General features: G+C 66.0%; 32 protein-coding genes. 23 read left to right on the top strand and 9 right to left on the bottom strand.

What is annotated here, in order from left to right; genetic code table 11:
* Positions 1 to 3 precede the first annotated feature (3 nt).
* From J2S32_RS14430 to J2S32_RS14485, 12 genes are all read left to right on the top strand, one after another.
* The gene (locus tag J2S32_RS14430; RefSeq protein WP_253522508.1) at positions 4 to 1323 is read left to right on the top strand and encodes a hypothetical protein; all 1320 of its coding nucleotides are present in this window, start codon (positions 4 to 6) and stop codon (positions 1321 to 1323) included.
* A gap of 32 nt (positions 1324 to 1355) precedes the next feature.
* Positions 1356 to 1940: a flagellar basal body-associated FliL family protein gene (locus J2S32_RS14435; RefSeq protein ID WP_253522510.1), complete on the top strand. Its 585-nt coding sequence runs from the start codon at positions 1356 to 1358 to the stop codon at positions 1938 to 1940.
* Positions 1937 to 2833: a flagellar motor switch protein FliM gene (locus J2S32_RS14440; protein WP_253522512.1), complete on the top strand. Its 897-nt coding sequence runs from the start codon at positions 1937 to 1939 to the stop codon at positions 2831 to 2833. Before J2S32_RS14435 ends, J2S32_RS14440 begins: the two co-directional genes overlap by 4 nt.
* Positions 2834 to 2839: 6 nt before the next feature.
* Positions 2840 to 3163 (top strand): flagellar motor switch protein FliN, encoded by a 324-nt coding sequence (gene fliN / locus J2S32_RS14445; protein ID WP_253522514.1) that lies wholly within the window; start codon positions 2840 to 2842, stop codon positions 3161 to 3163.
* On the top strand, positions 3163 to 3444 hold the full coding sequence (locus tag J2S32_RS14450; protein ID WP_253522516.1) for a flagellar biosynthetic protein FliO: 282 nt from the start codon (positions 3163 to 3165) through the stop codon (positions 3442 to 3444). The genes fliN and J2S32_RS14450 overlap by 1 nt, the downstream gene beginning before the upstream one ends.
* Positions 3441 to 4208 (top strand): flagellar type III secretion system pore protein FliP, encoded by a 768-nt coding sequence (fliP, locus tag J2S32_RS14455; protein WP_253522518.1) that lies wholly within the window; start codon positions 3441 to 3443, stop codon positions 4206 to 4208. Before J2S32_RS14450 ends, fliP begins: the two co-directional genes overlap by 4 nt.
* Positions 4209 to 4213: 5 nt before the next feature.
* Entirely contained in the window at positions 4214 to 4486 is a 273-nt protein-coding gene (locus J2S32_RS14460; protein WP_253522522.1) for a flagellar biosynthetic protein FliQ, read from the top strand.
* A 10-nt stretch (positions 4487 to 4496) separates the two neighbouring features.
* Entirely contained in the window at positions 4497 to 5282 is a 786-nt protein-coding gene (gene fliR / locus J2S32_RS14465) for a flagellar biosynthetic protein FliR (protein WP_253522525.1), read from the top strand.
* Positions 5279 to 6439, top strand: a complete 1161-nt coding sequence (locus J2S32_RS14470; protein WP_253522528.1) for an EscU/YscU/HrcU family type III secretion system export apparatus switch protein — start codon at positions 5279 to 5281, stop codon at positions 6437 to 6439. Before fliR ends, J2S32_RS14470 begins: the two co-directional genes overlap by 4 nt.
* A complete protein-coding gene (fliD, locus tag J2S32_RS14475; RefSeq protein ID WP_253522531.1) occupies positions 6436 to 7854 on the top strand; it encodes a flagellar filament capping protein FliD in 1419 nt (472 codons plus the stop codon). Before J2S32_RS14470 ends, fliD begins: the two co-directional genes overlap by 4 nt.
* 1 nt (position 7855) lies before the next feature.
* Entirely contained in the window at positions 7856 to 8248 is a 393-nt protein-coding gene (locus J2S32_RS14480; protein ID WP_253522533.1) for a flagellar protein FliS, read from the top strand.
* 177 nt (positions 8249 to 8425) lie between these two features.
* Complete coding sequence (locus J2S32_RS14485; RefSeq protein ID WP_253522535.1) at positions 8426 to 9094, top strand: response regulator transcription factor; 669 nt, start codon at positions 8426 to 8428, stop codon at positions 9092 to 9094.
* A 30-nt stretch (positions 9095 to 9124) separates the two neighbouring features.
* Here the strand turns inward: J2S32_RS14485 and J2S32_RS14490 are convergent, their stop codons facing one another.
* From J2S32_RS14490 to J2S32_RS14530, 9 genes are all read right to left on the bottom strand, one after another.
* The gene (locus J2S32_RS14490) at positions 9125 to 9529 is read right to left on the bottom strand and encodes a hypothetical protein (RefSeq protein ID WP_253522537.1); all 405 of its coding nucleotides are present in this window, start codon (positions 9527 to 9529) and stop codon (positions 9125 to 9127) included.
* 138 nt (positions 9530 to 9667) lie between these two features.
* The gene (locus J2S32_RS14495; RefSeq protein ID WP_253522539.1) at positions 9668 to 10393 is read right to left on the bottom strand and encodes a sigma-70 family RNA polymerase sigma factor; all 726 of its coding nucleotides are present in this window, start codon (positions 10391 to 10393) and stop codon (positions 9668 to 9670) included.
* On the bottom strand, positions 10390 to 12492 hold the full coding sequence (locus J2S32_RS14500) for a flagellar biosynthesis protein FlhA (protein ID WP_253522542.1): 2103 nt from the start codon (positions 12490 to 12492) through the stop codon (positions 10390 to 10392). Before J2S32_RS14500 ends, J2S32_RS14495 begins: the two co-directional genes overlap by 4 nt.
* Positions 12489 to 13343 (bottom strand): transglycosylase SLT domain-containing protein, encoded by an 855-nt coding sequence (locus J2S32_RS14505; protein ID WP_253522544.1) that lies wholly within the window; start codon positions 13341 to 13343, stop codon positions 12489 to 12491. The genes J2S32_RS14500 and J2S32_RS14505 overlap by 4 nt, the downstream gene beginning before the upstream one ends.
* A gap of 76 nt (positions 13344 to 13419) precedes the next feature.
* Positions 13420 to 13755, bottom strand: coding sequence for a hypothetical protein (locus J2S32_RS14510; RefSeq protein WP_253522547.1), 336 nt, complete (start codon positions 13753 to 13755; stop codon positions 13420 to 13422).
* Positions 13752 to 14039, bottom strand: coding sequence for a flagellar biosynthesis anti-sigma factor FlgM (locus tag J2S32_RS14515; protein ID WP_253522550.1), 288 nt, complete (start codon positions 14037 to 14039; stop codon positions 13752 to 13754). The genes J2S32_RS14510 and J2S32_RS14515 overlap by 4 nt, the downstream gene beginning before the upstream one ends.
* 79 nt (positions 14040 to 14118) lie before the next feature.
* A complete protein-coding gene (locus J2S32_RS14520) occupies positions 14119 to 14634 on the bottom strand; it encodes a flagella basal body P-ring formation protein FlgA (RefSeq protein WP_253522553.1) in 516 nt (171 codons plus the stop codon).
* 54 nt (positions 14635 to 14688) lie between these two features.
* Positions 14689 to 15132 (bottom strand): hypothetical protein, encoded by a 444-nt coding sequence (locus tag J2S32_RS14525; protein WP_253522556.1) that lies wholly within the window; start codon positions 15130 to 15132, stop codon positions 14689 to 14691.
* A complete protein-coding gene (locus J2S32_RS14530; RefSeq protein WP_253522559.1) occupies positions 15129 to 15785 on the bottom strand; it encodes a MotA/TolQ/ExbB proton channel family protein in 657 nt (218 codons plus the stop codon). The genes J2S32_RS14525 and J2S32_RS14530 overlap by 4 nt, the downstream gene beginning before the upstream one ends.
* A 184-nt stretch (positions 15786 to 15969) precedes the next feature.
* Between J2S32_RS14530 and flgB the strand changes: the two genes are divergently transcribed.
* The 11 genes from flgB to flgL are packed head-to-tail and all read left to right on the top strand — an operon-like array spanning position 15970 to position 23713.
* Positions 15970 to 16317, top strand: coding sequence for a flagellar basal body rod protein FlgB (gene flgB, locus J2S32_RS14535; RefSeq protein WP_253522563.1), 348 nt, complete (start codon positions 15970 to 15972; stop codon positions 16315 to 16317).
* Positions 16318 to 16319: 2 nt separating this feature from the next.
* On the top strand, positions 16320 to 16724 hold the full coding sequence (gene flgC / locus J2S32_RS14540; protein ID WP_320181853.1) for a flagellar basal body rod protein FlgC: 405 nt from the start codon (positions 16320 to 16322) through the stop codon (positions 16722 to 16724).
* Complete coding sequence (locus J2S32_RS14545) at positions 16721 to 17002, top strand: flagellar hook assembly protein FlgD (protein ID WP_253522568.1); 282 nt, start codon at positions 16721 to 16723, stop codon at positions 17000 to 17002. Before flgC ends, J2S32_RS14545 begins: the two co-directional genes overlap by 4 nt.
* A 15-nt stretch (positions 17003 to 17017) precedes the next feature.
* Positions 17018 to 17830, top strand: a complete 813-nt coding sequence (locus J2S32_RS14550; RefSeq protein WP_253522571.1) for a flagellar hook-basal body protein — start codon at positions 17018 to 17020, stop codon at positions 17828 to 17830.
* 5 nt (positions 17831 to 17835) lie between these two features.
* A complete protein-coding gene (locus tag J2S32_RS14555; protein ID WP_253522574.1) occupies positions 17836 to 18576 on the top strand; it encodes a flagellar basal body rod protein FlgF in 741 nt (246 codons plus the stop codon).
* An 18-nt stretch (positions 18577 to 18594) separates the two neighbouring features.
* Positions 18595 to 19383: a flagellar basal-body rod protein FlgG gene (flgG, locus tag J2S32_RS14560; protein ID WP_253522577.1), complete on the top strand. Its 789-nt coding sequence runs from the start codon at positions 18595 to 18597 to the stop codon at positions 19381 to 19383.
* A gap of 11 nt (positions 19384 to 19394) precedes the next feature.
* Entirely contained in the window at positions 19395 to 20048 is a 654-nt protein-coding gene (locus tag J2S32_RS14565; RefSeq protein ID WP_253522580.1) for a flagellar basal body L-ring protein FlgH, read from the top strand.
* Between the two features lie 11 nt (positions 20049 to 20059).
* Entirely contained in the window at positions 20060 to 21157 is a 1098-nt protein-coding gene (locus tag J2S32_RS14570; protein ID WP_253522583.1) for a flagellar basal body P-ring protein FlgI, read from the top strand.
* Positions 21154 to 21459 carry a rod-binding protein gene (locus J2S32_RS14575; RefSeq protein WP_253522586.1) on the top strand — a complete coding sequence of 102 codons (306 nt, stop codon included), beginning with the start codon at positions 21154 to 21156 and terminating at the stop codon, positions 21457 to 21459. The genes J2S32_RS14570 and J2S32_RS14575 overlap by 4 nt, the downstream gene beginning before the upstream one ends.
* A complete protein-coding gene (gene flgK, locus J2S32_RS14580; protein ID WP_253522588.1) occupies positions 21459 to 22799 on the top strand; it encodes a flagellar hook-associated protein FlgK in 1341 nt (446 codons plus the stop codon). Before J2S32_RS14575 ends, flgK begins: the two co-directional genes overlap by 1 nt.
* Positions 22796 to 23713: a flagellar hook-associated protein FlgL gene (gene flgL, locus J2S32_RS14585; RefSeq protein WP_253522591.1), complete on the top strand. Its 918-nt coding sequence runs from the start codon at positions 22796 to 22798 to the stop codon at positions 23711 to 23713. Before flgK ends, flgL begins: the two co-directional genes overlap by 4 nt.
* Positions 23714 to 23738: the final 25 nt, after the last annotated feature.

Here is a 23738-nt window from a genome sequence, read left to right on the forward strand (position 1 = left end):
TCTATGACCTTTTCAATCGCCCTACCGAAGTCGCTCGACACCGCGTCCTCTGCCGCCGGCCTCACCAGCGAGAACGGGCAGAAAAGCGCGGGTTTCGAGGGGGCTGACGGGTTCGCCGAACTGCTGAGCCAGCTGGCGTCGTTCACGCCGCCGGCCGGTCAGGACGATACGGCGGAAGCGGACCGGCAAGCGGGCGATTTGCCGACCGGCAAGGAATTGCCGCTTGCCGCCCCGGGCCTGCCGGTCCTCGACAATACACTCGCGGCACCGACCGCCCTCGACGCCCAAGGTGGAGAGGGTAAACCGGCGGCTGGCGGCCTGGTCCCGAACACTCCGAAAACCGACCTGGCAATGACCGCGCCGACACCTCGCGCAACTGCGCCGGGGGCAGGGCTTGCCGATGCGGCGGGTGAAGAGCCGGTCGCGGGTTTGGAGGTCCGTATCTCCGCGGCCCAGGAACCGCGTGATCCGCGCGCTGCCGGCATGGTGTCGTCGCTCCAGACCGGCAAGGCCGCAATGGATTTGCCGGCTGTGGCTGCGCATGGCCGCGCGGAAGCAGCGCCGGTTGCGACTGCACTGCAGGGCGAAACGAAAGCCTCGGTCAAAGCCGCGGCGACCGAAACTGCGGTTGCTGCTGCGGCACCTGCAAAGGCCGAACCTGCTGCACTGCAAGGCGCCGGAACGGTCCAACGCTCGGCAATCGGCGAACGCAAGATCGGCGACAAGGGGCTGGCGGAGAAACTCGCGTCCAAGCCGCGCACCGGCGCGACCAGCGATGCAGCGAAATCCATGCCGCAAGCACTCGCGGTGGCTGCGGACAGCAGCGCGTCCACCATACAGCCCGTTTCGAGCGCAGCGCGGCCCATCGCTACCGACCAGTTCGCCAATGTCGAACGCGTCGTCGAGCATCTCATGGCGGCGCGGCAGTTCGATCTCTCCAAACCGGCTGCGATTGCCGTCGCGCACAAGGAATTCGGCGCGCTGACGCTTACCTTCGACCACTCGGCCGGGGGCATGAATGTCGAGATCGCCGCCGAGGATGGCGAAGCGCAGCGTGCGCTGGCGGCGGCGATGGCCAATGACCGCGGCGCTACCCGCGCGCAGGACATGGCGACGCAATCGCCGTCTTCCGCGACCCAGCCCGGCCAGACCGGCGGCGAACGTGGCGGATCGGCGAACAATGCGGGCACGGGCTCCGGCAACGCGGCCGGCGATGACCAGCGCCAGCAGACTTCCGACCAGCGCAGCCGCCATGGCGAGCGCGCTCCCAACCAGCCCCAGACGGCCGCGCAATCGTCCTCCGACGACGCGCTCTACGCCTGACTCGCGGCACCCGACTTTAGCAGGACAACACCATGCCGAACGAAAATGACCCTCAGGAACCCGTAGCGAAAAAGAAGGGCGGCAAGCTCAAGCTGGCGCTATTCGCTTTCGTGCTTCTCGGCGCGGGCGGCGGCGGGACCTATGCCGCTTTCGCCAGCGGCATGCTCAACGCCCATCCGGCGGAAGAAGAGGACCCCAACCCGAAGCTGGTCCTCAAGGGCGACGAGGACCCCTATCCCGCCGGCAAAGACGACGAGGCGAAGGGCGCAGCGATCGTTTACGGTGTGGGCGGGGGCGAATACCGCACCGCCTATTACGATTTCACCGAGGAATTTACCTCGAACCTCGCCGATAGCGGCGCTCTGGTGCAGATCAGCCTCGCGGCTTCGACGCATTACGACGGGCGCGTGCTGATGTGGCTGGAAGAGCACGAAACGGCGCTTCGCTCGCGCATTCTCGCCGAACTGGCTGCTACCGGCGAAGCCGAACTGGCCAGCATTCACGGCAAGGAAGAACTGCAGAAGCGCCTGACCAAGGCGATCAATGAAACGCTCGAGGAACGCGAAGGCTTCGGCGGCGTCGACAGCGTCTACTTCCGGTCGTTCATCGTCCAATGATCTCCTCCGCGATCCCCGCCGCCACGGCCCGTGCCGCGAGCCATTGCGAAGAGCTGTTGAGCCGTGCGGCGACCCCGCCCGATCTCGACCTCGAATTCGCGCGTTTTGCCCGCGGTTTCGCCGAGCAGGCGACGACGCAGTTGGGCGCGCTGTGCGACGACCGCACGCTGGTTGCAGAGATCGCCGAAACCGAACTGCTGACGGTGGCCGAATGGTATGCCAAGGTCGGTACCGCGCACCGCCACAGCTTCTTCGCGCTCGGCCAGGAAAGCCGCGGGATCCTGATCTCCACGCGGATCGGCGAAATCGTCGCGCAGTTCGAACGCATTCTCGGCGGGACCGGCGACGTCGACGAGCGTTGCAGCGTCCTGCCCGCTTCGGCACTGCGTTTCGCACAGCAGTTCGAAGACCGTATGGCCGATGTGCTGCGGCGCACCAGCGACCGCCGCGAAATCGCCGCCGCCGCCAATGGCGACGAGGTCGAACAGGTCGCACCTTTCGCTGCGAGCGAACGCGTGTGGACCGTGACGCTGTCAGTGAGCAGCCCGAAAATCTCGCGCTCGTGGACCGTCCGGCTTGCCATGTGCCAGTCGATGATTGCCGAGATCGTCGGGACGCGCGCCGTCTCGCCGGCCACCGGACGCACGATCGGTGCGCGCGGGATCGAAGGCTCGGCGATTGCGCATGTCGACCTGCCGCTGCGCGCAGTGCTGGTCGATGTGCCGATGTCGATCGCCCAGCTGGCCAGTCTCACGCCCGGATCGGTCATCCCCGTCGCGGTCAATCGCAACGTTCCGCTGCTGATCGGCAATCTTACCATTGCGCATGGCTGTGTCGGTGAACTCGACGACCGTGTTGCGCTCGAACTCAATCAAACTTCCCTTTCGGAGTAACTCCTTATGGCTTCGCATGCAGATGGCTTCGGCCTTATCCAGGACATCGATGTCCGCCTCACCGTAGAACTCGGCCGTAAGTCGATGCGCCTGCGCGACGTGCTCGCGCTGGGGGAATCGAGCGTAATCGAGCTCGACCGACTGACCGACGAACCGCTCGACATGTTCGTCAACGGCAAGCTGATCGCGCGCGGCGAAGTGGTGGCGCAGGGCAATCGTTTCGCGATCCGCGTGATCGAGATCGTCGGCGCGGGTTCGAACGAAGCCGCGGTCGAACGGCGCGCCCAGCCGATTACCGTCACCTCGACCGGTGCAGGCGAGGCGGCCTGATGCTCTGGTACGTCCTCAAGCTGCTGGTCCTGCTGCCGCTGATCGGTGTCATGATCTGGGGCAGCCTGAAACTGGCAAAGAAAATGCAGGGCCAGTTCGGCGCGCCGACAGGTGGCAGCAAAGCCGTGCGGATCGTCGAAAGCACGATGCTGTCGCCCACGCTGCGCCTCGCAGTGATCGAATTCCACGGACGCGAAATCCTCGTCTCGACCTCGCGCAACGGCCTCGTCCGGCTGGCCGAGGCACCGGCGCGGCCGGAAGCGCAGGACGGCGCCGCATGATCGCTCGTCTCGCCAAACTTGCCGCGGCACTCGCTGCGCTGGCCTATCCCGCGCTCGTCCGCGCGCAGACCGGCGACGCTGCGGTGTCGGGCGCGCTCGACCGCGCTTTCGGGGAGATGGCAGGGGCCGGCGGTGAGCCGCTGAGCCTGTCGCTCCAGCTGCTGCTGGTGATGGGCCTGCTGACCATCCTGCCCGCGCTGCTGCTGATGATGACCAGCTTCACCCGGATCATCGTGGTGCTGGCGATCCTGCGCCAGGCGCTGGGCCTGCAGCAATCGCCGCCTAACCAGGTGCTGATCGGGATCAGCCTGTTCCTGTCGCTGTTCATCATGGCGCCGACGCTGGAAGCGGTGAACGAAAACGCCATCGCCCCCTATTCTGCAGGCGAGATCGGTGCCGAAGTCGCGATCGAGCGCGCCGGTGACCAGTTCCACGGCTTCATGATCCGCCAGACCCGCGAATACGACCTCGAAATGTTCGCCGATATCGCCGGGGCGGGGCAGTTCGCCAGCCCGCAGGACGTGCCCTTCTCGATCCTGTTGCCGGCCTTCGTCACCAGCGAACTCAAGACCGCCTTCCAGATCGGCTTCATGCTGTTCCTGCCCTTCCTCGTCATCGACCTCGTCGTCTCCAGCGTGCTGATGAGTCTCGGCATGATGATGATGAGCCCGATGATCGTTTCGCTGCCCTTCAAGCTGCTGCTGTTCGTCCTCGTCGACGGCTGGGCGCTGCTGATGGGCTCGCTCGCCTCAAGTTTCGGATAGATCTCATGGACGAAAGCGCCGTACTCCTTTCCATGGCCGACCGCATGTTGTGGATCGCCGCACTGGTTGCCGCCCCGATCCTGCTCGCGAGCCTCGCCATCGGTCTCGTGATCGGGCTGGTGCAGGCCGCGACGTCGGTCAACGAACAGACGCTGACCTTCGTCCCCAAGCTGGGTGCCGTCGCCTTCGTGCTGGTTATCCTGGGCGCATCGATGATGGCGCTGGTGGGCGATTTCACGCAGGATATCTTCGCCGAAATCGCAGCGATCGGCGACTGAGGACCTTGCCGTGAACGGCCTCGATCTCGGCCTTGGTGCGCTGGAGCAGGACATGTGGCGCGTCGTCTTCCTGATGACGCGGCTGGGTGCCGCGCTGCTTGCCGCACCCTTCTTCGGCGCAACCTCGGTGCCGATGTCTGTCCGTGTCGCGATCACCGGCGCGCTGGCGATCTTCGTGTCCACCTGGATGCCGGCAGTCGAGACTCCCGAAGCCCTGCTCTCGCTCGAAGGATTGCTCGCAGTGGCGGGTGAGGTCATCATCGGGCTGGCGCTCGGCTTCGTGCTCCAGCTCGCCTTTGCCGCGCCGACCGTGGCCGCCGAACTGATCGGCGGCGGCATGGGTATGAGCATGGCGGTATCGCAGGATGCCATGGGCGGTGGGACCACCACCTCCTTCGGCCAGTATTTCGTCATCGTGCTGACGCTGATCTTCCTGGCGACCGGCGCGCATCTGCACTGGATTGCGCTGGTTACCGAAAGCTACAACGCCTTCCCGCCGGGCCAGACCTGGCTGGGGGCAGAACGGTTCGCGGCGATCGCCGGTTTTGCCAGCTTCATGTTCGAAACCGCGCTGAGGATCGCCTTGCCCGTCACGGTGATCCTGTTGCTGGTGCAGGTGCTGACCGGCATCCTGAGCCGTTCGGCGCCGTCGCTCAACCTGTTTGCGCTCGGCCTGCCGGCAGGCGTGCTTGCCGGGCTGGCCGCGCTGATCATTTCCGCACCGCTGATCTACGACCAGTTCACCGGCCTCGTCGGCGATGCGCTCGACCAGACTGAAAGCGTGATCGCGCGATGAGCGAGACTGCCGGCGAAAAGACCTTTGCCCCAACCGAGAAGCGGCTGGCGGACGCGACCAAGAAGGGTGACGTCCTGCGCTCCAAGGACGCGGGCACGGCTGCCGTCATGCTGTTCGGCGGCGCCTGGCTGGCGATTGCGGGGCCGTTGCTGCTCGAAGGGCTCGCGCAGCTGACGCGCGAAGCCTTCCTGTTCGATGCGCGCGATATCCGCGATTTCAGCGTCGGGGGCCTGCTGATGCAGGGCCTGCTGCTGGGCGTGCCTGCAATCCTCACGCTGGCGGTGCCTGTCATCCTCGTCACGCTGCTTTCGCAGCTGGGCTTCGGCCGCGGGCGCTGGGTGGCGGCCAACCTCAAGGCCAAGGGGCAGCGGATCAATCCCATGTCCGGGCTCAAGCGCATGTTCGGCCCGCAAGGGCTGGTCGAAATGGGCAAGGGCCTGCTCAAGGTCGCGCTGCTGGGCAGCATTGCGGCGTGGTGGTGGTGGACCAGCATGGAAACGGTCATCGGGCTGGGGCGGGGCAATCTGTCGGCCCAGCTGACCGCTGCCTGGCATGCCATCGTTTCGCTGATCTTCGCGCTGGGTGCCGGGCTGGTGGTGATCGCCTTCGTCGACCTGCCGATCCAGTGGCTGCGCCAGCAGAAACGGCTGAAGATGAGCTATCAGGAGCTGCGCGACGAAAACAAGGAAACCGAAGGCTCACCCGAAATGCGCGCCGCGCGGCGGCAGCGCCAGCGCGATATCGCCACCGGATCGGTTGCCGGGGCAATGCGCGAAGCACAATTCGTGATCACCAATCCGACCCATTTCGCGGTCGCCATGACCTATGATCCGGACAAGGCCTCGGCTCCCATCGTCCTTGCCAAGGGGCGCGGCGACAAGGCGATGGCGATGAAGGAACTGGCGCGCGAACTGGACCTGCCGACGCTCGAAATCCCGCAGCTGGCCCGCTCGGTCTATTACACCACGCGCGAACGGCAGATCATTTGCGAAGACCTGTATGGCGCGGTCGCTTCGGTGCTGGCCTATGTCTTCTCGCTCAAACGCGGCGAAGCGCCGCCGCTCCCGGCAATCGAGGTGCCCGCCGCGCTGCGGTTCGATGCCGATGGCCGCGTGCCGGTTAATCCGCCGCGCAATGCGTCGTTATCAGGGCAATGAGTATTTCCAGTTCCTCGATCGCCACCTCGCTCGGTATCGGCAGCGGCGTAGACATGACCGGTCTGGCCGAGCAATTGGCCGAGGCGCAGTTCGCCGGGCGCAATCAGCGGCTGGCCGACAAGTCGGAAACGCTCGAGCGGCGGATTTCGCTTGCGGGATCGATCCGCAGCAGCCTCTCCACCTTTGCCACGGCGCTCGGCGACCGGCTGCGGACCGGCGATCTCGCGCCCTTGCCGACGATCAGCAACGCCGCGGTCGCCGCAGTCTCCACCCCGCTGGGGGCGGTGGGCAAGGGCAGCTATTCGCTCGAAGTCACCAAGCTGGCGAACAACCAGATCCTCACCGGGCCGACCTATGCCAGCGCAAGCGACACGGTCGGGGCCGGCACGCTTACCATCCGTTTCGGCACGACGAGCAATGCGAGCTTTACCGAGAATACGGGCAAGACACCGCTGACGATCGACATCGCCGCCGGAGCGACGCTGTCGCAGGTGGCCGCCGCGATCAACGGGAAGAACGCCGGCCTGAACGCCTATGTCACACAGACCGACGCGGGCGCGCAGCTGGTGGTCAAGGGGGCCGACGGCGTGCAGAACGGCTTCACCATCGAAGCCACCGAAGACGGCGCTAACCCGGGGCTGTCGGCACTGGCCTGGCAGCCGGGCGACGACCCCGCGCGGCTGGTCAAGACCTCCGCCGATGCCGAATTCCTCCTCGACGGCCTTACCCGCCGCAGCGCGTCGAACACGATCGACAGCATTGCGCCGGGCCTGTCGCTGACGTTGACGGGCACCAATGTCGGCGCCCCGGCGACGATCGGCTTCAACAGCGCAACCAGCGCGATCTCCGGTATGATGCAGGACATTACCGGCGCGCTCAATGAAATCGCCGCCGAACTGAGCAGCGCGGTCGACCCGCTGACGGGAGAGCTTTCGCGCGACACCGGCGCGCGCGCGCTGCGCCGCGATCTGTCTGCACTCGGCTCCACCGTGATCATGCCCAATGCGGCGGAAGGGGCTCCGAAAACGCTGGCCGAACTGGGCCTGGCGATCGAGCGTGACGGCAGCTTCCGCTTCGACGAGGCCAAGCTGGTCGATGCGCTGGCGCGCGATGCCTCAGGCGTGGCCGCCATGTTTACCACCGGCATCAACGGCATCTATGCCACGATCGACCGGATGGCGCGTGCGAACAGCATGGCGAGCGATCCGGGAACGCTGGCCGGATCGGTGGCGCGCTACCAGTCGCAATCGGACCAGCTTACGCGCGATCTCGAAAAGCTCGCCGAACAGCAGGAAACCTTCCGTTCGAACATGGTCGCGCGTTTCGCCAAGTCCGAAAGCCGGATCACCGCGTCGCAATCCACCCTGTCCTTCCTCCAGTCCCAGATCGACATCTGGAACAACCAGGGGAACTGACATGCTGGCCCGTGCCCGACCCGGCGATGCCTACCGGCAAAGCAATTTCGAAGCCCGGCTGATCGCCAGCGGGCGCGACGACCTCGTCTTGTTCTGCCTCGACGATCTGATCGACAATCTGGGCCTGCTCGAAATCGCCGAATCGCGCCACGACCGCGCCGCGCGCAGCCGCGTGCTGACGCGCTGCGTCACCGCGTTGACCGCTTTGGAGATCGGGATCGACCGCGAAGCCGAAATGGCCGAGAGCCTGGCGCAATTCTACGGTGCGGCGAAAAGCATGCTGCTCGATTCGATCCGCGCCATCGATCTGGAGCAAATCGCGCAGCTACGCGGCGATCTGCGCGAAATTTCCGCTGCCTTCCGGGCTGCGAAACAGGGCACGATGCAGGCCTGACCGGCGTCACGCGCGATCTCCGAAACGGAGAACGTCGCAATCGCAAACCGCGCAGAGCAATTGTATCGTGGCCGCGGTCTCGATGGATTCGCGCACCTTGTGCATCCCAAGCGAACCCCGAGACCCGCGCCAGTTGGGGCTGGCCGAATCGTGCGTTTGTTTCCTGGGACTTCCTGAATGTTGAAGGTTTTCGTGATCGACAGTGCCGCGGCGCGCAGGGCGCAAGTGTGCCGCCTGCTGATGGACTGCCGGATTCACTCAGAACCGTTCGAGACCGTGGCGGAGTTTGCCGAGCACATGCCCTCGCAGGGGCTGGTTCTGTACTGCGACGAGCGCGGCGATATGGCGCAATTGGTCGAGGCGCTGGAGCAGCGTTCGTGGCTGCCGGTGATCGCCTATGCCCACCAGCCGGACATCCAGCGCGTCGTCCGGGCGATGCAGGCGGGAGCCGCCTCCTATGTCGGCTTTCCCATCGACCCGGCGGAGATCATGGCCGAATACGGCAAGCTGCAGGGCAGTTTCGCGGCCCGGCTCGCGCAGCGCGAACGCGCCAGCACGGCGCGGCGGCGGCTCGACACACTCAGCAATCGCGAACGCCAGGTACTCGGTTGCATGCTGGACTATGGCACGAGCAAGGAAATCGCCCGCTATCTGGGTATCAGTCCGCGCACCGTCGAGGCGCATCGCGCCAATCTGATGGTCCGGCTCGACGTGCGTACTGCGACGCAGGCCATCCGTGTGGCGGTCGAAGGCGGCGCTTGCGGAGCGGCGCAGGCCTTTGCAAGCCCATCGGGCCGCGGGGGCGAAGGGGGCAATAGTCCCGCCCCTGCTCCGGTCCTGCAATAGCCCGTCTTCCGATAGGCTAGGGCGGCGGGATTAGCTGTCGACGTCGCTGGGTATGGTGCCCGAGGTCATGACCGAAACGAGCGCCCGGCCATAGGCCCCAAGCAGTGCCACCGCCGGATCGGCCGCAAAGAAATTGCCTTCCTCGACCTCGTCGACGATCTTCACCAGTCCCGAGGACGAGCCGATCGGCGAGCGGGATACGAGGATTCCGCAGAGCGGGCCGACAAGTTCCATGGCGGCGCAGATCTGCGCATCGACCTCGATCAGCTGGATCAAGCGCTCGCGGCTGGCGCGGGGCGAGATGATCGGCGCGACTTCCTCGGGGGCTTCATCGAGAATATCGGCCAGGGCCAGGATCGCTTCGTTAGCGGCTCCGAACCCACCGACCGAACAGGCCTCGACAAAAGTCAGGATCCTGGTTTCCCAGAGTGACATTTCTTGCTTCCCCAACGGACGAGCCCTGAAGAGGGCGCGACGCGGTGTCATTACACCTTCACTAAGACCCATGTCACCGGCTGGACCCCAAATTCCGCACCGATTTCGCGGCGGTAGCCATACACCGTTGAGCAATTGTTAATCGCTGGAGCGTTCGACAATGGCGAGTTGGAGCTTCGCCAGCGCGGATGATTTGAGCTGGTGGACACGCGGAACGCTGACATCGAGCACCGCGGCAATCTCGGTCAGGTTCAGCTCCTCGATGAAATGGAGCTTCACGATCAGCTGCAACCTCTCGGGAAGCTGCGCGATGGCTTCGGCGAGCGCCGTCCGGTCATCGGCTTCGAGCAGCCGTGCCTCGGCATCGGGCTCGGTCGAACCGAAGGCCGGATTGGAGTCCGAATAACAGTCCTCCAGATCCACGACCCGCGTCGCCAATTGTGTTCGCATATCGTGATATTCCCCCACTGAAACATGCAGTTCCTGCGCCATCTCCTCGGCCGAGGGATCGCGCCCCAAGGCGCTGCGCAGGCGGTCCATGGTCGCATCGATCCGCCGGCGCTGCGCTGCGGCACCGCGCGCATGCGGCGATTGCCCGCGTAACAGGTCGATCATCGCCCCGCGCACGCGCATCTTGGCATAGGCGGCAAAGCCGTCCTCGCCCGGCCGGTCGTGGCGCTGCGCGCATTCGGTCAGCGCAATCATTCCCGCCTGGAGCAAATCGTCGACATCGACCGATGCGCCGCAACTGCCTTCGTAATACCAGGCCAGCTTGCGGACCATCGGCAGGAAGTTTCCGATCCGCTCGTTGATCTCGCTCGCATAGGCGCGCTGCGCTTTGAAATGGGAGTGGTCGTACTTCATGCCGCGAGGGCCTCCGTTTCATGGCCGAGTTGGGCAGGTTGGGCGGGCGCTTCGTCGCCGACCACCGCGATCACTTCGATCGGCTGGGCAGCGGGGAGTTCGTTGATCGACAGCACCAGGCAGTGCGGTGCGCGCAGCCGCAGCAGCGCGGTCAGCGCGCGGCGGGCGCGCGGCTGGACGATCAGCGCGGGCCGGGTTGCGGCGGGGTCGCGCTGTGCCACGATGGTGGCGATACGCTCGCCGATCGAGCGGGCGAGGTCGGGCTCGATCACGATCTCGCCCGAAGCCGGGTCCTGCAGCCCGCCGACGACCATGTCCTCGAGCTGGGCGGCCAGCGTGATGACCGGCAATTTGGCATCGGGCGGGCAGGCCTCGGCGACGATCATCGCACCCAGGTCGGCGCGGACGATGTCGATCAGGCGGTCGTGCTCGGTAGTCTGCTGCGCCGCGAGCGAAAGGCTCGAGAAGACGCGCAGCGAATGGCGCAGCGAAATTCCGTCGGCGAGCAGCGCCTTGAGCAGCCGGGTCACCGCCGCGAGCGACAGCGGCTGCGGGGTGATCGTTTCGATCAGCTGGCCATGGCGGCCACGCAAATGGTCGATCAGGTCGCGGACCTGGTCGGGGCCGAGCAAATCCTGCGCCCTGACGGCGAGCAATTGGTGGATCTGCGTGGCGATGACGCTTTCGGGATCGACCGCGAGATAGCCCTCGGCCACCGCAAGGTCGCGCGAACCCGCGTCGATCCACAGCGCTGGGCAGCCGAAGCTGGGGTCGATCGTCGCTTCGCCGGGGACCGCCTGCGAGTGCATGACATCGCCCGTATCGATGGCGAGCAGATGGTGCGGCTTGATCTTGCCGCCGCCGATCGCCGCGCCGCCAAGCGTGATCCGGTAGCTGTCGGGATCGACTTCGAAACTGTCCTCGATCCGGAACTGCGGCACGATGAAGCCGAAGGTCTGGCACATCTGCTTGCGCAGCCCGGTCAGCCGCGCGATCAGCGTGGCGCCGTGTTTCTCGTCGGTCAGGTGGATAAGGCCATAGCCGAGCTGGATGGTAACCAGCGTCTGGTCGGTGACCTCGTCGATCGCGATATGCGCCGGATCGGGGATGACCACCGCCTCGGGAACGTTGAATTCCGCCTCTTCCCGCTTGCGCAGACTGTTCCACAGCCAGAACGCCCCCGCCGCCAGCGGCAGGATGATCGATTGCGGCATCGCGGGAATGCAGCCGATGATGAACAGGATGCAGGCGACCGGCAGCCAGATCTTCGGATCGGACAATTGCCCGCTGATCTGATCGGTCAGATTGCGCGCATCGGAAACCCGGGTGACGATAACCGCAGCCGCGATCGACAGCAGCAGTGCCGGCACCGACGCGACCAGCGCATCGCCCACCGCCAGCGTGATGTAGAAGCTGGCCGCGTCGCCCGCCGAGAGATCGTGGGTGGACATGCCCAGCACCAGGCCTGCGATCACATTGATCAGCAGGATCAGCAGCGCGGCGACGGCATCGCCCTTCACGAATTTGCTGGCACCATCCATCGAACCGTAGAAATCGGCCTCGGTGGCGATTTCGCGGCGGCGGGCCTTGGCTTCGTCGGCGGTGAGCAGCCCGGCGGCGAGATCGGCGTCGATCGCCATCTGCTTGCCGGGCAATGCGTCCAGCGTGAAGCGGGCGGAGACTTCGGAGACGCGCCCCGCGCCCTTGGTGACGACCATCAGATTGATGATCATCAGGATCAGGAAGACGAAGATACCGACCGCGAAATTGCCGCCGATGAGGAAGGCGCCGAAGGCCTCGATGACCTTGCCCGCCGCAGCGCCGCCTTCATGCCCGTTGAGCAGGACGATCCGCGTCGATGCCACGTTGAGCGCGAGCCGCAGCAGCGTGGCGAACAGGAGGACCGAGGGGAAAGAGGAGAAATCGAGCGGTTTCTGCGCGTTCATGGCGGCCATCAGGACCGACACAGACAAGGCGATGTTGAGCACAAAGAAGACGTCGAGCAGCATTGCCGGGATCGGCACGACCATCAGCAGGATGATCGTCAGGATCCCGATCGGCAGCGCGAGGCCGGGGTTGATGAAGCGGAGCGGGTTCACAGGCCGAACGCCCTGAACTTGCCATAGGCGGCGGCGATATGCTCATTCGCGCGGCCTGTACCGGCGCCGCCTTCGCCAAAGGTGTTGCGCAGCGTGTCGGCCATTGACGGACGCGGACCCCCGGACCCGGGGAGGGCGGGCAGCGCAAGGCTGCCGCGGCTGGGCCGGCTGGTGCTGGCGGGCGCATGGGCGGCAAAGCGCGCCGGGTCGAATTCCACACGATTGCCGCCGGTGGGCATCGGCATGTCGCCATAAGCTGCCGTTACCTTGTCGCGCATCAGCGTCATGACTTCGCCGACCGAGCGCGGCGATCCGCCGCTGTAGAAGATCGAGCGGTTGGCACGCGCGGCCTGCGGCATCAGTGCCGCGGCCGACTGGTCGGGATTGCTGTCCAGCGCGCCAAGGAATTTCTGCGCGCCGCCAAGCCCGAGGAAATGCGCGAGATAGAGTTCTGCCGGTTCGGCGTCGCGCCCCAGGCTGGAGCGCAGGCCCGCGGCGTTCTCGCGCGTCAGCTCCGCCGCCATCAGCGACGAGGCATCGGCATCGTAGCGCAGCGAGAGGAGTTGCTGGCGCGTGGCGGTATCGGCCACGCGGCCATTGGGCGCGATCGCCGCATCGGCCCAGTCCATGCCATGTTTGGCGCCATGCCGGTCGAGCGTGCGCAGCCAGGTGGAATCGATGAACTGATAGAGACCCGACGCGCTCGAGGTCTGGGCCTTGGCGCTGGGGTCGAGCCCGGATTCGAGCCGGGCCTGTGCCAGCAGGTAATCGAAATCGACACCCGTCCGCGTCGCGGCGCGGGCGATTGCACCCTGCACATCGGCATTCTGGACTGGACTGACTGTAGGCACGAAACCTCCGGGAATTGCGTTCCCGGTTGTTCAGCAAGGTCCGTGCCAAATTTCTGGCTAGGAATTGGTGCCGCTATCAGGCGAGCGCGACGCTGATGCCTTGGCGGGGCAGCGCGGCGTAGGGTTCGCTACTGCCGGCCAGTGCGCCGAGACGGTTCTGGACATTGCTGGCGATCAGGTTGCGCAGGCGGCGGTTGATCTCGTTGAGGCGGCGCACCGCGTCGAGCACACCGAGGCATTCTTCATCGAGGCTGTCCTGTTCGACCACGTCCAGTTTGGCGCACAGGTCGAGCTTGCCATTGGTGCAGGCAACGATGCGATCGAGGTCGAGTGCGGCAAGCGCCTGCCGCTCACCCTGCAAAAGTGCGAGCATCTGTTGCAGGGTAGCCAGTGTCTGCTGTTTGCGGGTCATTTCCCGACCTTTCCATACATGCCCGCAGCGATGATCGCATCGGCGATCTCGGTCGGGATCAGCGGGTAGGAATTGGTTTCCAGCGCCTTGCGGATATCGGCCACGCGGTCGTGGTCGACAGGGCCCTCGGGGCCGGCGGAAACGCGCGATGTCGCTATGGGAGCTTCGGCCTGGCGCGCTTCGGCGGCAACCTTCTGCGCGGGAGAAATCTTCCCTGCAGGGGTAATTGCTGCGCCTGGACGCACCACTGCTCCCGAGAATTCCGGCAATCCGACAATACGCATCGTTTCGCTCCATAAGCTGGTTGACCAACAGAACGGCGATCGATGCGCGGGTTTAACTCCCCGGCAATAATTTTGCCGCTTACGGCAAATCGATGCCGACCTGGCCCGGGCGGATCACCATGGCGCGCAGCGTTTCGGTGCGTTGGCCGGTGGCGCGGACCTTGATCCATTCGCCCCGCGCGCCATCCTCGACGGCAGACCCCTGCCGGGTGAGGGTGAACCCCTTGCCGCGCACGAGGATGCTGACGTTCTCGCCGCGCGCGACGATCGTTTCGCCATATTCGGCGGCGGCGGCATAGCGGCTGCTGCCCGAACCGCCATCGACCGCGACATAGATGCGCCAGCCGGCAGTCGGACAGGCGATCTGGACCGAGCGCTGGTCACGGCCGAACCATTGCAGGTCGAGCGGCGCCTGGCAGGCGGTCAGCCGCAGGCGGCGATCGACGGGCAGCTTGGCGCCCCCCGGCTGGCCGATATCGGCGCCGGTGAAATCGGTGACCGCGCGGTCGATGATCGACAGGTCCATCGGCGCTGCGGCGGCGGCGGCGCTCGCAAAAAGCGCGGCGGCGAGTGTTAGGGGCAATGTGTGACGCATGGTCGATCCTGACTCCGGTTCGCGAAACCACCCCCGGCATGGGGGTCTTCGCGGTTATGGAGCAAGGTTCGTGCCATCCGGCGCCGGGCGGAGGTAATCGACCGACAGGAGGATGTCGTCGGAGCTGTTCGGCATGGCAATCAGCCGGGCGGCGACGCCCGCGGCCTCGGCTTCACCCAGCAGACGCTCGCCTTCGGCAAGGGCCTCTTCACGTTGCCCGGGTGCATAGCCGATCGAAATCGTTGCCACCTGCCGCTCGTCGGTGACCGTGGCGCGCAGCCATTCCTGCACGCTTTCGCCCGGGGCGGGCTTGTGCAGCGCGAGCGCGGAGGACGTCACCGGCGCAGGTTCCGCGGCTTCGGTCTCAGCCTCGACCCCGGTCTCCACCTGTGACGGCGGAGCGGGAGGCTCGCGCACCGCCTGTGCCGTGATCAGGAACAGGATCAGCGCGAGATCCGCGGTTACCGTCTGCCAGCCCGAAGCCGCGCGCAGGATCATGCCGCTTCGCGTTCGCTGTGCGGAGTGCCGCCGGCCACGCCGGTCTGGCGGATCCCGCGGGCGAGCCATTCGAGAACCGCATCGCGGTCGCGCTCTTCCTGCCGCGACTTGCGCGCAACTGCGGCGCCCAGCGGGGCGAAAAGGAAGTTCGCGGCGAGGAGGCCGTAGAGCGTGGTGACGACCGCCATGGCGATGGCGCCGACCAGGCCGGCATCCTGCGCTGCCGCGCCTTGCGCCTGGCCCAGCGCGATCAGCGTGCCCGCCAGACCCAGTACCGGCGCCAGTTCCGCCGCACAGTCGAACACACGCACCGCGGTCTGCGCATTGGCCAGCCGCGCTTCCTTGAATTTCTGGTGTTCGCCGTGAAGCGACTGGATCGAGCGCTGGCTGATGATCAGATCGGACAGGCTGTCGAATTCGCTATCGCCGAAATGATGCGGCTCGGCGCGGATAAAGCCGTCATCGGCAATCTCGCGGATCTGCAGGGCCAGTTCGCTCTTGGCGCGCGCCACGTCGAACGCCCGTTCGAACAATCCGCGCAGCGCGCCGAGGGCAATCCGGCTGTCCGCCACACCGCAACGCAGCAGCGTGGCGATGAGCGTGCCGACGAGGACGATGGCGATCGCTGCGGGATCGAACCAGGTTTCCAACATGGGGTAGCTACTCCTTGCCGACCCAGAACGGCGCAAGCCGGGCAGGATTTATCCGGCAGCCGAACTTTGCCGCTTTCCGGCAAGACCTTGCCACATCCTGCCGGTTTCGCCTGCCGGGCCCCGGCAATCGGGTTTTGGCACGCCCCTTGCTGAACATCTCCCGTATATTTTTGCGGAGGCTCATATGAGCGAAGGTTTGTTCGGCATTCACGGGGCGGCACTGGAGATCCGGTCGCAGCGCATGGGTGTGCTCGGTTCGAATATCGCCAATGCGGCGACGCCCGGATACAAGGCCCGCGACGTGGACTTTGCTGCCGCGCTGCAGGCACGCCTTGGCGGTGCGCAGGCTGACCGCGCGACCGACGGCGCGATCCAGTACCGTATCCCGACCATGGCCAGCCTCGACGGCAACACGGTCGAGATGTCGACCGAACAGGCGGCCTTTGCCGAAAACGCGGTGGCCTACACCGCTACGCTCAACTTCCTGCGCGGACGGGTCGAAACCGTCACCCGCGCGATCCGGGGCGAATGACGATGGCGGGCCCCACATCCTTCTTCGAGGTCGGCCACCGCGCCATGTCCGCGCAGCTCGTGCGGATGAACACTGCGGCGTCGAACCTGGCCAATGCCGGTTCGGTCTCGGGCAGCGAGGAAGAAGCCTATCGCCCGATGCGCACGGTGTTCGAGCAAGAACTCGACCGTGCTTCGGGGCTTTCGTCGGTCCGCGTCGGCGGGGTGGTGCGCGAAGATGTCGCGCCGATCCGCCGCCACGATCCGGGCCACCCGCTCGCCGACGAGAACGGCGATGTCTGGGAAGCCCCCGTCGATGAGAACGCCGAGATGGTCGAGATGCTCGAAGCCTCGCGCCAGTACCGCAACATGGTCGAGGCCATGTCGACCGCCAAGCAGCTCATGCTCGAAACGATGAGAATGAAATGACCACCATAACCACCCAGACGACCTCGCCGGTCGCTTCCACCACTTCCACATCCGGCCGCGGCATGGACGCACTAGGGCAGGGCGATTTCCTGCGCCTGCTGACCGTCCAGATGCAGCAGCAGGATCCGTTCGATCCGGTCGATAACAAGGAAATGCTCGCCCAGATGGCGCAGTTCTCCTCGCTCGCCGGCGTGTCGGAAACCAATGCCATGCTCGAGCAGATCGCGGACAAGCTCGACCAGCTGATCGTCACCACCCAGACCGCCACCGAAATCTGATCAGGGAGACATTCGATGTCCTTCTATACCTCGCTCAACGGCATGAAGAATGCGCAGACCTCGCTTGGCGTGATCGCGCATAATATTTCCAACTCGGAGACTTACGGCTTCAAACGCAGCCGCACCGAATTCTCCGAAATCGTCGCCGGTTCGGCGCTGACCAACCCGCGCATGATCCAGGGGATCGGCGCATCGGTGGAATCGATCACACAGAACTTCTCGCTCGGCCCGGTCGAACAGACCGGTTCGGCGCTCGATCTCGCGCTGACCGGCGACGGCTTCTTCACCATGCGCTCGCCCGCCGACGGCTCGACGCTCTATACCCGCGCAGGCTCGTTCACGATGACCGAGACCGGGCATATCGCCGACAGTGCAGGCAACCGGCTGCAGCTGTTCGCGGTCGATGCCAATGGCGCAGTGACGGGCAACGCGATCAGCGATGCCGCAGTCCCGCAGACCAATGCCGCGGGCGCCGAATTCGCCGGGGTTACCATCTCCAGCACGGGCGTGGTCCAGGCCTCCTATACCGACGGTTCGGTCGAGCCGGTCGGCGGGGTCGCGCTGGCCAACTTCATTTCGCCTACCGGCCTCAAGAAGGTCGGCTCGGCCAACTGGGAAGGCACCGGCCTGTCGGGTCCGGCAAGCTACGGCTCGCCCGGCTCGGGCGCCAATGGCTCGCTGCTCTCGGGCGCGCTCGAGCGTTCGAACGTCGACATCGCCGAGGAACTCGTTGGGCTGATTACCGCCCAGCGTAACTTCCAGGCGAATGCCAAGGCGATCGACACCGCGACCCAGATCTCGCAGACCGTCATCAACCTGCGGACCTGATCGCGATGGACCGCCTCATCCATACCGCGCTTTCGGGCATGCGGGCGTCGATGGACAGCCAGCGCGTCATCGCGAGCAATATGGCGAATGCCAACACGCTCGGGTTCCGTGCCGAAATGCTCGACCAGCGCGCCGTCACCATCGAGGGCCAGCCCAACGAGGCGCGCGCGATGCAGACCGCCCGCGTGCGCGGCGCGAATATGGCCGCAGGCGAAATCGTCCAGACCGGGCGCGATCTCGATATCGCGATGGCGACCGATGCGCTGATGGCGGTGCAGGCCACCGACGGGACCGAGGCCTATACAAGGCGCGGTGACCTGTCGGTTTCGGCCACCGGCCTGCTCGTCAATGGCGAGGGGCTGCCGGTGCTGGGCGATACCGGCCCGATCACTATTCCGCCGACCGGCTTTCCCGCGATCGCGCCCGACGGCACGATCACGCTGGCCGATCCCGCCACGCCCGACCAGCCACCCGCCGAAATCGGCCGGATCAAGCTGGCGGCGTGGCAGGGTTCGCCGATCAGCAAGGGGCTCGACGGCCTCTTTCGGGTCGAAGGCGGCGGCATCCTGCCGACCGACGAAGCGGCCACCGTCACAGTCGGCGCGGTCGAAGGCTCCAATGTGAAAACCACCGAAGTGCTGGTCGAGATGATCGATGCCCAGCGCCTCTTCGCCATGCGTAGCAAGGTCATCGCGACCGCACGCGAAATCGACGAAAGCGGCGCGCAGCTCATGCGCCTCGGCTAATCAGGGAAAGGATAGACCATGCCCACTTCAGCCCTTCAGGTCGCCCGCACCGGGCTCGAGGCCCAGGATTCGCGCATGCGCGTCATCGCCAACAACCTCGCCAATGTCGGCACCACCGGCTTCAAGCGCGACCGCGCCAATTTCGCCACGCTCGCCTATCAGGATGCGCGGGTCGCGGGCCAGCGCTCGTCGGGCGAAACCGCCTATGCCACCGGGCTCAACCTCGGCACCGGGGTGGCGGTCCAGTCGACCAGCCAGATCATGACGCAGGGCGCGCTCAGCACGACCGGCAACGCCTATGACCTCGCGCTCGACGGCGATGGCTATTTCCAGGTCGAACTGCCCGGTGGCCGGATCGGCTATACCCGCGCAGGCAATTTCACCCAGTCCGCCGAAGGACAGCTGGTCACCCAGCAGGGCTATGCCGTGCAGCCGGCGATCACCATTCCCGAAGGCGCGACCGCGGTGGCGGTATCGCCCGACGGTACCGTATCTGCAGCGATCCCCGGCGAGGCCGAACCTGCCGAGCTCGGCCAGATCCAGGTGGCCCGCTTTACCAATCCCGCAGGCCTGCAGGCGATCGGCGACAACTTCCTCGTCGAAACCGCTGCCAGCGGCGCAGCCGAACTGGCGCCGGGCGGCGAGAACGGTCGCGGCAATTTACGCCAGGGCATGCTCGAAGCCTCGAACGTCAATATCGTCGAGGAGCTGGTCGAGATGATCGAATGCCAGCGCGCCTATGAAATCAGCTCGAAGATGGTTTCCGCCGTCGACGAAATGCTGCGCAACGCCAACCAGACGCTGTGAGGACGTTCGCCATGAAATCCGCTTTCTGTCTTGCCCCGCTGACACTCGCCCTGGCCGCCTGCGGCGGCGGCGCCTCGCGCCCCGAAGGGTTCGCTGCGGTCCTTCCGCCCGCACCGCAGGCCGCGCCGGCGCGCCATCACGACGGGGCCATCTACCAAGCCAGCCACGGCTATGCGCCGCTCTATTACGGCAACCGCGCAGCGCGGGTTGGCGACATCGTCACCATCGTGTTGGTCGAGCGGACGCAGACGTCCAAATCGACCAGCGGTTCGACCAAGCGCGATGGCAGTATCGGCCTGTCGCTGCCCGAATTCGTCGGCATCGACGACAGCGACCTTAATGCCTCGGGCCGCGCGTCGTTCAAGGGATCGGGCGATGCCTCTCAGGCCAGTTCGATCCGGGCCGATCTGACCGTCACCATTGCCGAGGTCCGTCCCAACGGAACGGCATTGGTGCGCGGAGAAAAGGTCATGCAGCTGAGCCAGGGCGAGGAATGGGTGCAGCTTTCGGGCATCATCCGCCTCTCCGATATCGATCAGGACAACCGGATCCCGTCGATCCGCGTGGCCGATGCGCGGATTTCCTATTCGGGCGCCGGTTCGGTCCAGCGCGCCAGCCGCGAAGGCTGGCTGTCGCGCTTCTTCGGCGCGATTTCGCCCTTCTGAGGATAGTCACCATGATCCGCCGTTTCGCTCTCTTCTTCGTCGCCCTGCTCGCGCTGCTGCCAGTTCCGGCAGCTGCCGAGCGCGTGCGCGACCTCGGCCAGTTCCAGTCGGTCCGTTCGAACCAGCTCACCGGCTATGGCATCGTCGTCGGGCTCGACGGGTCGGGCGATGACAATTTCGCCTATGCGACCCAGGCCATGCGCGGCGTGTCGGGCCGTCTCGGCCTTCAGCTTCCGCCGGGGGTCAATCCGGCGCTCAAGAATGCGGCGGCGGTGATCATCACTGCCGAATTGCCTGCCTTTGCCAAGCCCGGCCAGCGGATCGATGTGACCGTTTCGACCATGGGCAAGGCCAAGTCGCTGCGCGGCGGCGCGCTGGTGATGACCCCGCTCTATGGGGCCGACGGACAGATCTACGCGATGGCGCAGGGCAACCTCGCGGTCGGCGGTCTGGGTGTATCGGGGCAGGACGGATCGAAGCTGACGGTCAATGTCCCGACCGTGGGCCGCATTGCCGATGGCGCCAGCGTCGAACAGGCGGTGGCGAGCAATTTCGATTTCACCGAAGTGCTGCGCTGGAACCTCTACCAAGCCGATTTCCTCACCATCTCGCGTGTGCGTGATGCGATCAACGCCGTCTATCCCGGCATGGCGCTGGTCGAGGACGGCGTCACGCTGGCGCTGATGCTGCCCCCGGGCGCCAACACGCGCGCGCAAATCATGGCCGATATCGAAATGCTCGACATCAACCCGGCCGAACGCGCGGCCAAGGTGGTGATCAACAGCCGGACCGGCACCATCGTCATCTCCAGCGCGGTACGGCTGGCGCCGGCTGCGATCAGCCATGGCAGCCTGGTGGTGCGGATCGACGAGAACCCGCTCGTGGTCCAGCCCGAACCCTTCACCCGCGGCCAGACCGCGCTCGAACCCGACAGCACGATCACCGCGCGCCAGGAGGGCAGCGTCGTGTCGCGCGTCGGCCCCGGTGCCTCGCTCGCCGAAGTGGTCGATGCGCTCAACGCGCTGGGGGCCAGCCCGGCCGATCTGGTCGCCATTCTCGAAGGCCTCAAGCAGGCCGGGTCGCTGACCGCGGAGCTCGTGATCATATGACGACTTATCCCATCAATCTGGCCGGTGCGAAACCGCTGCCCGAGCGCGAAGCCTCGCCGATCCGCGAGGAATTGCGGCAGGCCGCGCAGCAGTTCGAAGCGATCCTGCTGCGGCAGATGCTGTCGAGCGCGCGCAGCACCGATTTCGGCGGCAACGACCTGTTCGGCGGCGAGGGCGAGGAAACCTTCCGCGAGATGCGCGATGCGCGCTTCGCCGAAGTCACGGCCGAATCCGGCCAGCTTGGCTTCGCCCATGCGATCGAACAGCAATTGGCGCACTTCCTCCCGCAGGGTGAGCGCTGATGGCCTCCGATCTCCTCTCGATCGCCGCCAGCGGCGCACGCGCGGCGCGCGGCGCGCTCGACGTTACCGCGCAGAACATCGCCAATGCGTCGAGCGACGGCTATGTCCGGCGCAGCCTGCGGATCGAGGAAGTCTCGGCCTCGGGCGGGGCGGGGCGGATTGGCGATATCTCGCTGTCGGGTGCGCGTGTCGCGGAAATCCGCCGCAATGCCGATGCCTTCCTCCAGGGCGAAGTGCGCCGCACCTCGGGCGATCTCGCGCGCGCCAATGTCGAACTGACGGGCCTGAGCAATATGGAAAGCGCGCTCGAACAATCGGGCGTGTTCACCTCGATCGTCGAATTCGAGGCCGCGCTCCAGCAGCTTGCCGGCGATCCGGTCGATCCTTCGCGGCGTGCCGCAGTGGTCGCCGAAGCCTCGACGCTGGCGAACAAGTTCAACATCACCGCCTCGGGCTTCGATGCGGTGGGCGATGGCCTGCGCTTCGATGCCGAAGCGCAGATATCCGATGCCAACATCATCGGCGGCGAACTGGCACGGGTGAACCTGCGGCTGACGCGCGCGGGCAGCGGCAGCAGCGACCGCGCGGCACTGCTCGACCAGCGCGACCAGTTGCTCGAACGCCTGTCGGGCTTCACCGCGCTCACGACGAGTTTCGCCGCAGACGGAACCGTCGCGGTTTCGCTGGGCACCAATCCTCCGCGCAGTTTCGTCCAGGGCGGCAACGCGGGGACCTTGACCTCGGACACCGCTGCCGACGGAACGCTCAGCTTCGCAGTCGACGGCCAGGCGGTGAGCCCGGGTTCGGGCAGCCTCGCGGGCGCATCGCTCGCGCTGACCGAACTGGCGGCGGTCCGCACCCGTCTCGATACGGTCGCGGCGACCATCGCCGATGCAGTGAACAATGCACAGGCCGCGGGCGTCGCGCTCGACGGCACGCAGGGGCAACCGATCTTCTCCGGCAATACCGCCGGGACGCTGCGCGTCGTCATGAGCGAGGGCCGCGGTCTGGCGACGGCGCCCGCAGGGGCGGGGGCCTCCAGCCGCGATGATGCCAATCTCAACGCGCTGCGCCAGTCGCTGGCTGCGCTCGATCCGGCGCAGGAACTCAGCGGGATCCTGTTCGACGTGTCGAGCAAGGTCGCGGGGCGCAATGTCACGCAGAGCGCGCTCGAAACGATCGCGTCCTCCGCGCGCATCTCGCTCGAACAGCAATCGGGCGTCGATCTCGACTCCGAAGCCGCCAATCTGATCCGCTTCCAGCAGGCCTTCCAGGCCTCGGGGCGGGCGATGCAGGCGGCCAGCGATATCTTCGACACTCTCCTGGGGATCGGGCGATGATCAATCTCAGCACCGGGGCGTTCTACGAACGCAGCACCCGCCAGATCGGCAGCCTGCGCGCGCAGGCCGAAACGCTGCAGCAGCAGATCGGGACGGGCGAACGGCTCGAACGCTCGTCGGACGATCCGGTGGCCGCTGCGCGGTTGCGGATGCTCGCACGCACCGAACGCATTACCAGCGTCGACACGCGCAATTCGGAGCTCGCCGAGGCCGATCTCGCGCTTACCGACCAGACGCTCAGCTCGATTGCCGATATCGTCATGCGGGTGCGCGAACTGGCCGTGCAGGCGACAGTGAGCACGCTTAACGATGACCAGCGCGCCGCCATCGGCGTGGAAGTGGCGAGCCTGCGCGAAAACCTGGTGCTGCTCGGCAATAGCCGCAACATCACCGGGCACGCGCTCTTCGGGGGGCAGGCCGCGGGCCAGGCCTATGTCGACAATGGCAGCGGCAACGGCGTGCAATTCGTCGGCACCGCCGCCGTCACGCCGCTCGAAATAGGCGAAGGGCAATCGGTGGTCCCCGGATTGACCGGGCCGGAAATCTTTCAGTTCGACGCCGCCTCCGGGCCGACCGATCTGTTCGCGGTGCTCGATGGCCTCGCGATTGCGCTGGCAGGCGGCGGCCAGGCGGCAGCCGATGCCAGTTCGGCGGCGCTCGCCGATCTCGACCGGGGGCTTGAAAAGGTAACCACGGCGCAGACCGTCGTCGGCTCGCGGCTCAACTGGATCGACCTCATGACCGAGCGCCGCGAAATCAACACCGAACGCATTGCCGACGAACGCACGAGCGTCGGCGGCGCGGATATCGCGGTCACGATGAGCCGACTTCAGGAAACGCTGACGGTTCTCGAGGCGACCCAGGCCAGCTTCGTGCGCCTCGCCAATCTCTCGCTGTTCTCAATGCTGCGCTGATCGCGCCTTCAGAAGGAATTTTTCA

This window comes from Qipengyuania citrea (assembly GCF_024171405.1).
Classification (GTDB): Bacteria; Pseudomonadota; Alphaproteobacteria; order Sphingomonadales; family Sphingomonadaceae; genus Qipengyuania; species Qipengyuania profunda.

What these genes read in the sequence shown, in the direction of transcription:
- J2S32_RS14565 (WP_253522580.1), top strand. Translation starts at nt 19,395, where the DNA reads ATGAAATCCGCTTTCTGTCTTGCCCCGCTGACACTCGCCCTGGCCGCC.
- flgL (WP_253522591.1), top strand. Translation starts at nt 22,796, where the DNA reads ATGATCAATCTCAGCACCGGGGCGTTCTACGAACGCAGCACCCGCCAG.
- J2S32_RS14520 (WP_253522553.1), bottom strand. Translation starts at nt 14,634, where the DNA reads ATGCGTCACACATTGCCCCTAACACTCGCCGCCGCGCTTTTTGCGAGC.
- J2S32_RS14490 (WP_253522537.1), bottom strand. Translation starts at nt 9,529, where the DNA reads ATGTCACTCTGGGAAACCAGGATCCTGACTTTTGTCGAGGCCTGTTCG.
- J2S32_RS14515 (WP_253522550.1), bottom strand. Translation starts at nt 14,039, where the DNA reads ATGCGTATTGTCGGATTGCCGGAATTCTCGGGAGCAGTGGTGCGTCCA.
- J2S32_RS14550 (WP_253522571.1), top strand. Translation starts at nt 17,018, where the DNA reads ATGTCCTTCTATACCTCGCTCAACGGCATGAAGAATGCGCAGACCTCG.
- J2S32_RS14570 (WP_253522583.1), top strand. Translation starts at nt 20,060, where the DNA reads ATGATCCGCCGTTTCGCTCTCTTCTTCGTCGCCCTGCTCGCGCTGCTG.
- J2S32_RS14530 (WP_253522559.1), bottom strand. Translation starts at nt 15,785, where the DNA reads ATGTTGGAAACCTGGTTCGATCCCGCAGCGATCGCCATCGTCCTCGTC.
- J2S32_RS14450 (WP_253522516.1), top strand. Translation starts at nt 3,163, where the DNA reads ATGCTCTGGTACGTCCTCAAGCTGCTGGTCCTGCTGCCGCTGATCGGT.
- flgG (WP_253522577.1), top strand. Translation starts at nt 18,595, where the DNA reads ATGCCCACTTCAGCCCTTCAGGTCGCCCGCACCGGGCTCGAGGCCCAG.
- J2S32_RS14525 (WP_253522556.1), bottom strand. Translation starts at nt 15,132, where the DNA reads ATGATCCTGCGCGCGGCTTCGGGCTGGCAGACGGTAACCGCGGATCTC.
- J2S32_RS14555 (WP_253522574.1), top strand. Translation starts at nt 17,836, where the DNA reads ATGGACCGCCTCATCCATACCGCGCTTTCGGGCATGCGGGCGTCGATG.
- J2S32_RS14430 (WP_253522508.1), top strand. Translation starts at nt 4, where the DNA reads ATGACCTTTTCAATCGCCCTACCGAAGTCGCTCGACACCGCGTCCTCT.
- J2S32_RS14460 (WP_253522522.1), top strand. Translation starts at nt 4,214, where the DNA reads ATGGACGAAAGCGCCGTACTCCTTTCCATGGCCGACCGCATGTTGTGG.
- J2S32_RS14510 (WP_253522547.1), bottom strand. Translation starts at nt 13,755, where the DNA reads ATGACCCGCAAACAGCAGACACTGGCTACCCTGCAACAGATGCTCGCA.
- J2S32_RS14480 (WP_253522533.1), top strand. Translation starts at nt 7,856, where the DNA reads ATGCTGGCCCGTGCCCGACCCGGCGATGCCTACCGGCAAAGCAATTTC.
- J2S32_RS14485 (WP_253522535.1), top strand. Translation starts at nt 8,426, where the DNA reads ATGTTGAAGGTTTTCGTGATCGACAGTGCCGCGGCGCGCAGGGCGCAA.
- flgC (WP_320181853.1), top strand. Translation starts at nt 16,320, where the DNA reads ATGGCGGGCCCCACATCCTTCTTCGAGGTCGGCCACCGCGCCATGTCC.
- fliN (WP_253522514.1), top strand. Translation starts at nt 2,840, where the DNA reads ATGGCTTCGCATGCAGATGGCTTCGGCCTTATCCAGGACATCGATGTC.
- J2S32_RS14575 (WP_253522586.1), top strand. Translation starts at nt 21,154, where the DNA reads ATGACGACTTATCCCATCAATCTGGCCGGTGCGAAACCGCTGCCCGAG.
- J2S32_RS14435 (WP_253522510.1), top strand. Translation starts at nt 1,356, where the DNA reads ATGCCGAACGAAAATGACCCTCAGGAACCCGTAGCGAAAAAGAAGGGC.
- fliP (WP_253522518.1), top strand. Translation starts at nt 3,441, where the DNA reads ATGATCGCTCGTCTCGCCAAACTTGCCGCGGCACTCGCTGCGCTGGCC.
- fliD (WP_253522531.1), top strand. Translation starts at nt 6,436, where the DNA reads ATGAGTATTTCCAGTTCCTCGATCGCCACCTCGCTCGGTATCGGCAGC.
- J2S32_RS14495 (WP_253522539.1), bottom strand. Translation starts at nt 10,393, where the DNA reads ATGAAGTACGACCACTCCCATTTCAAAGCGCAGCGCGCCTATGCGAGC.
- flgB (WP_253522563.1), top strand. Translation starts at nt 15,970, where the DNA reads ATGAGCGAAGGTTTGTTCGGCATTCACGGGGCGGCACTGGAGATCCGG.
- J2S32_RS14440 (WP_253522512.1), top strand. Translation starts at nt 1,937, where the DNA reads ATGATCTCCTCCGCGATCCCCGCCGCCACGGCCCGTGCCGCGAGCCAT.
- flgK (WP_253522588.1), top strand. Translation starts at nt 21,459, where the DNA reads ATGGCCTCCGATCTCCTCTCGATCGCCGCCAGCGGCGCACGCGCGGCG.
- J2S32_RS14545 (WP_253522568.1), top strand. Translation starts at nt 16,721, where the DNA reads ATGACCACCATAACCACCCAGACGACCTCGCCGGTCGCTTCCACCACT.
- J2S32_RS14470 (WP_253522528.1), top strand. Translation starts at nt 5,279, where the DNA reads ATGAGCGAGACTGCCGGCGAAAAGACCTTTGCCCCAACCGAGAAGCGG.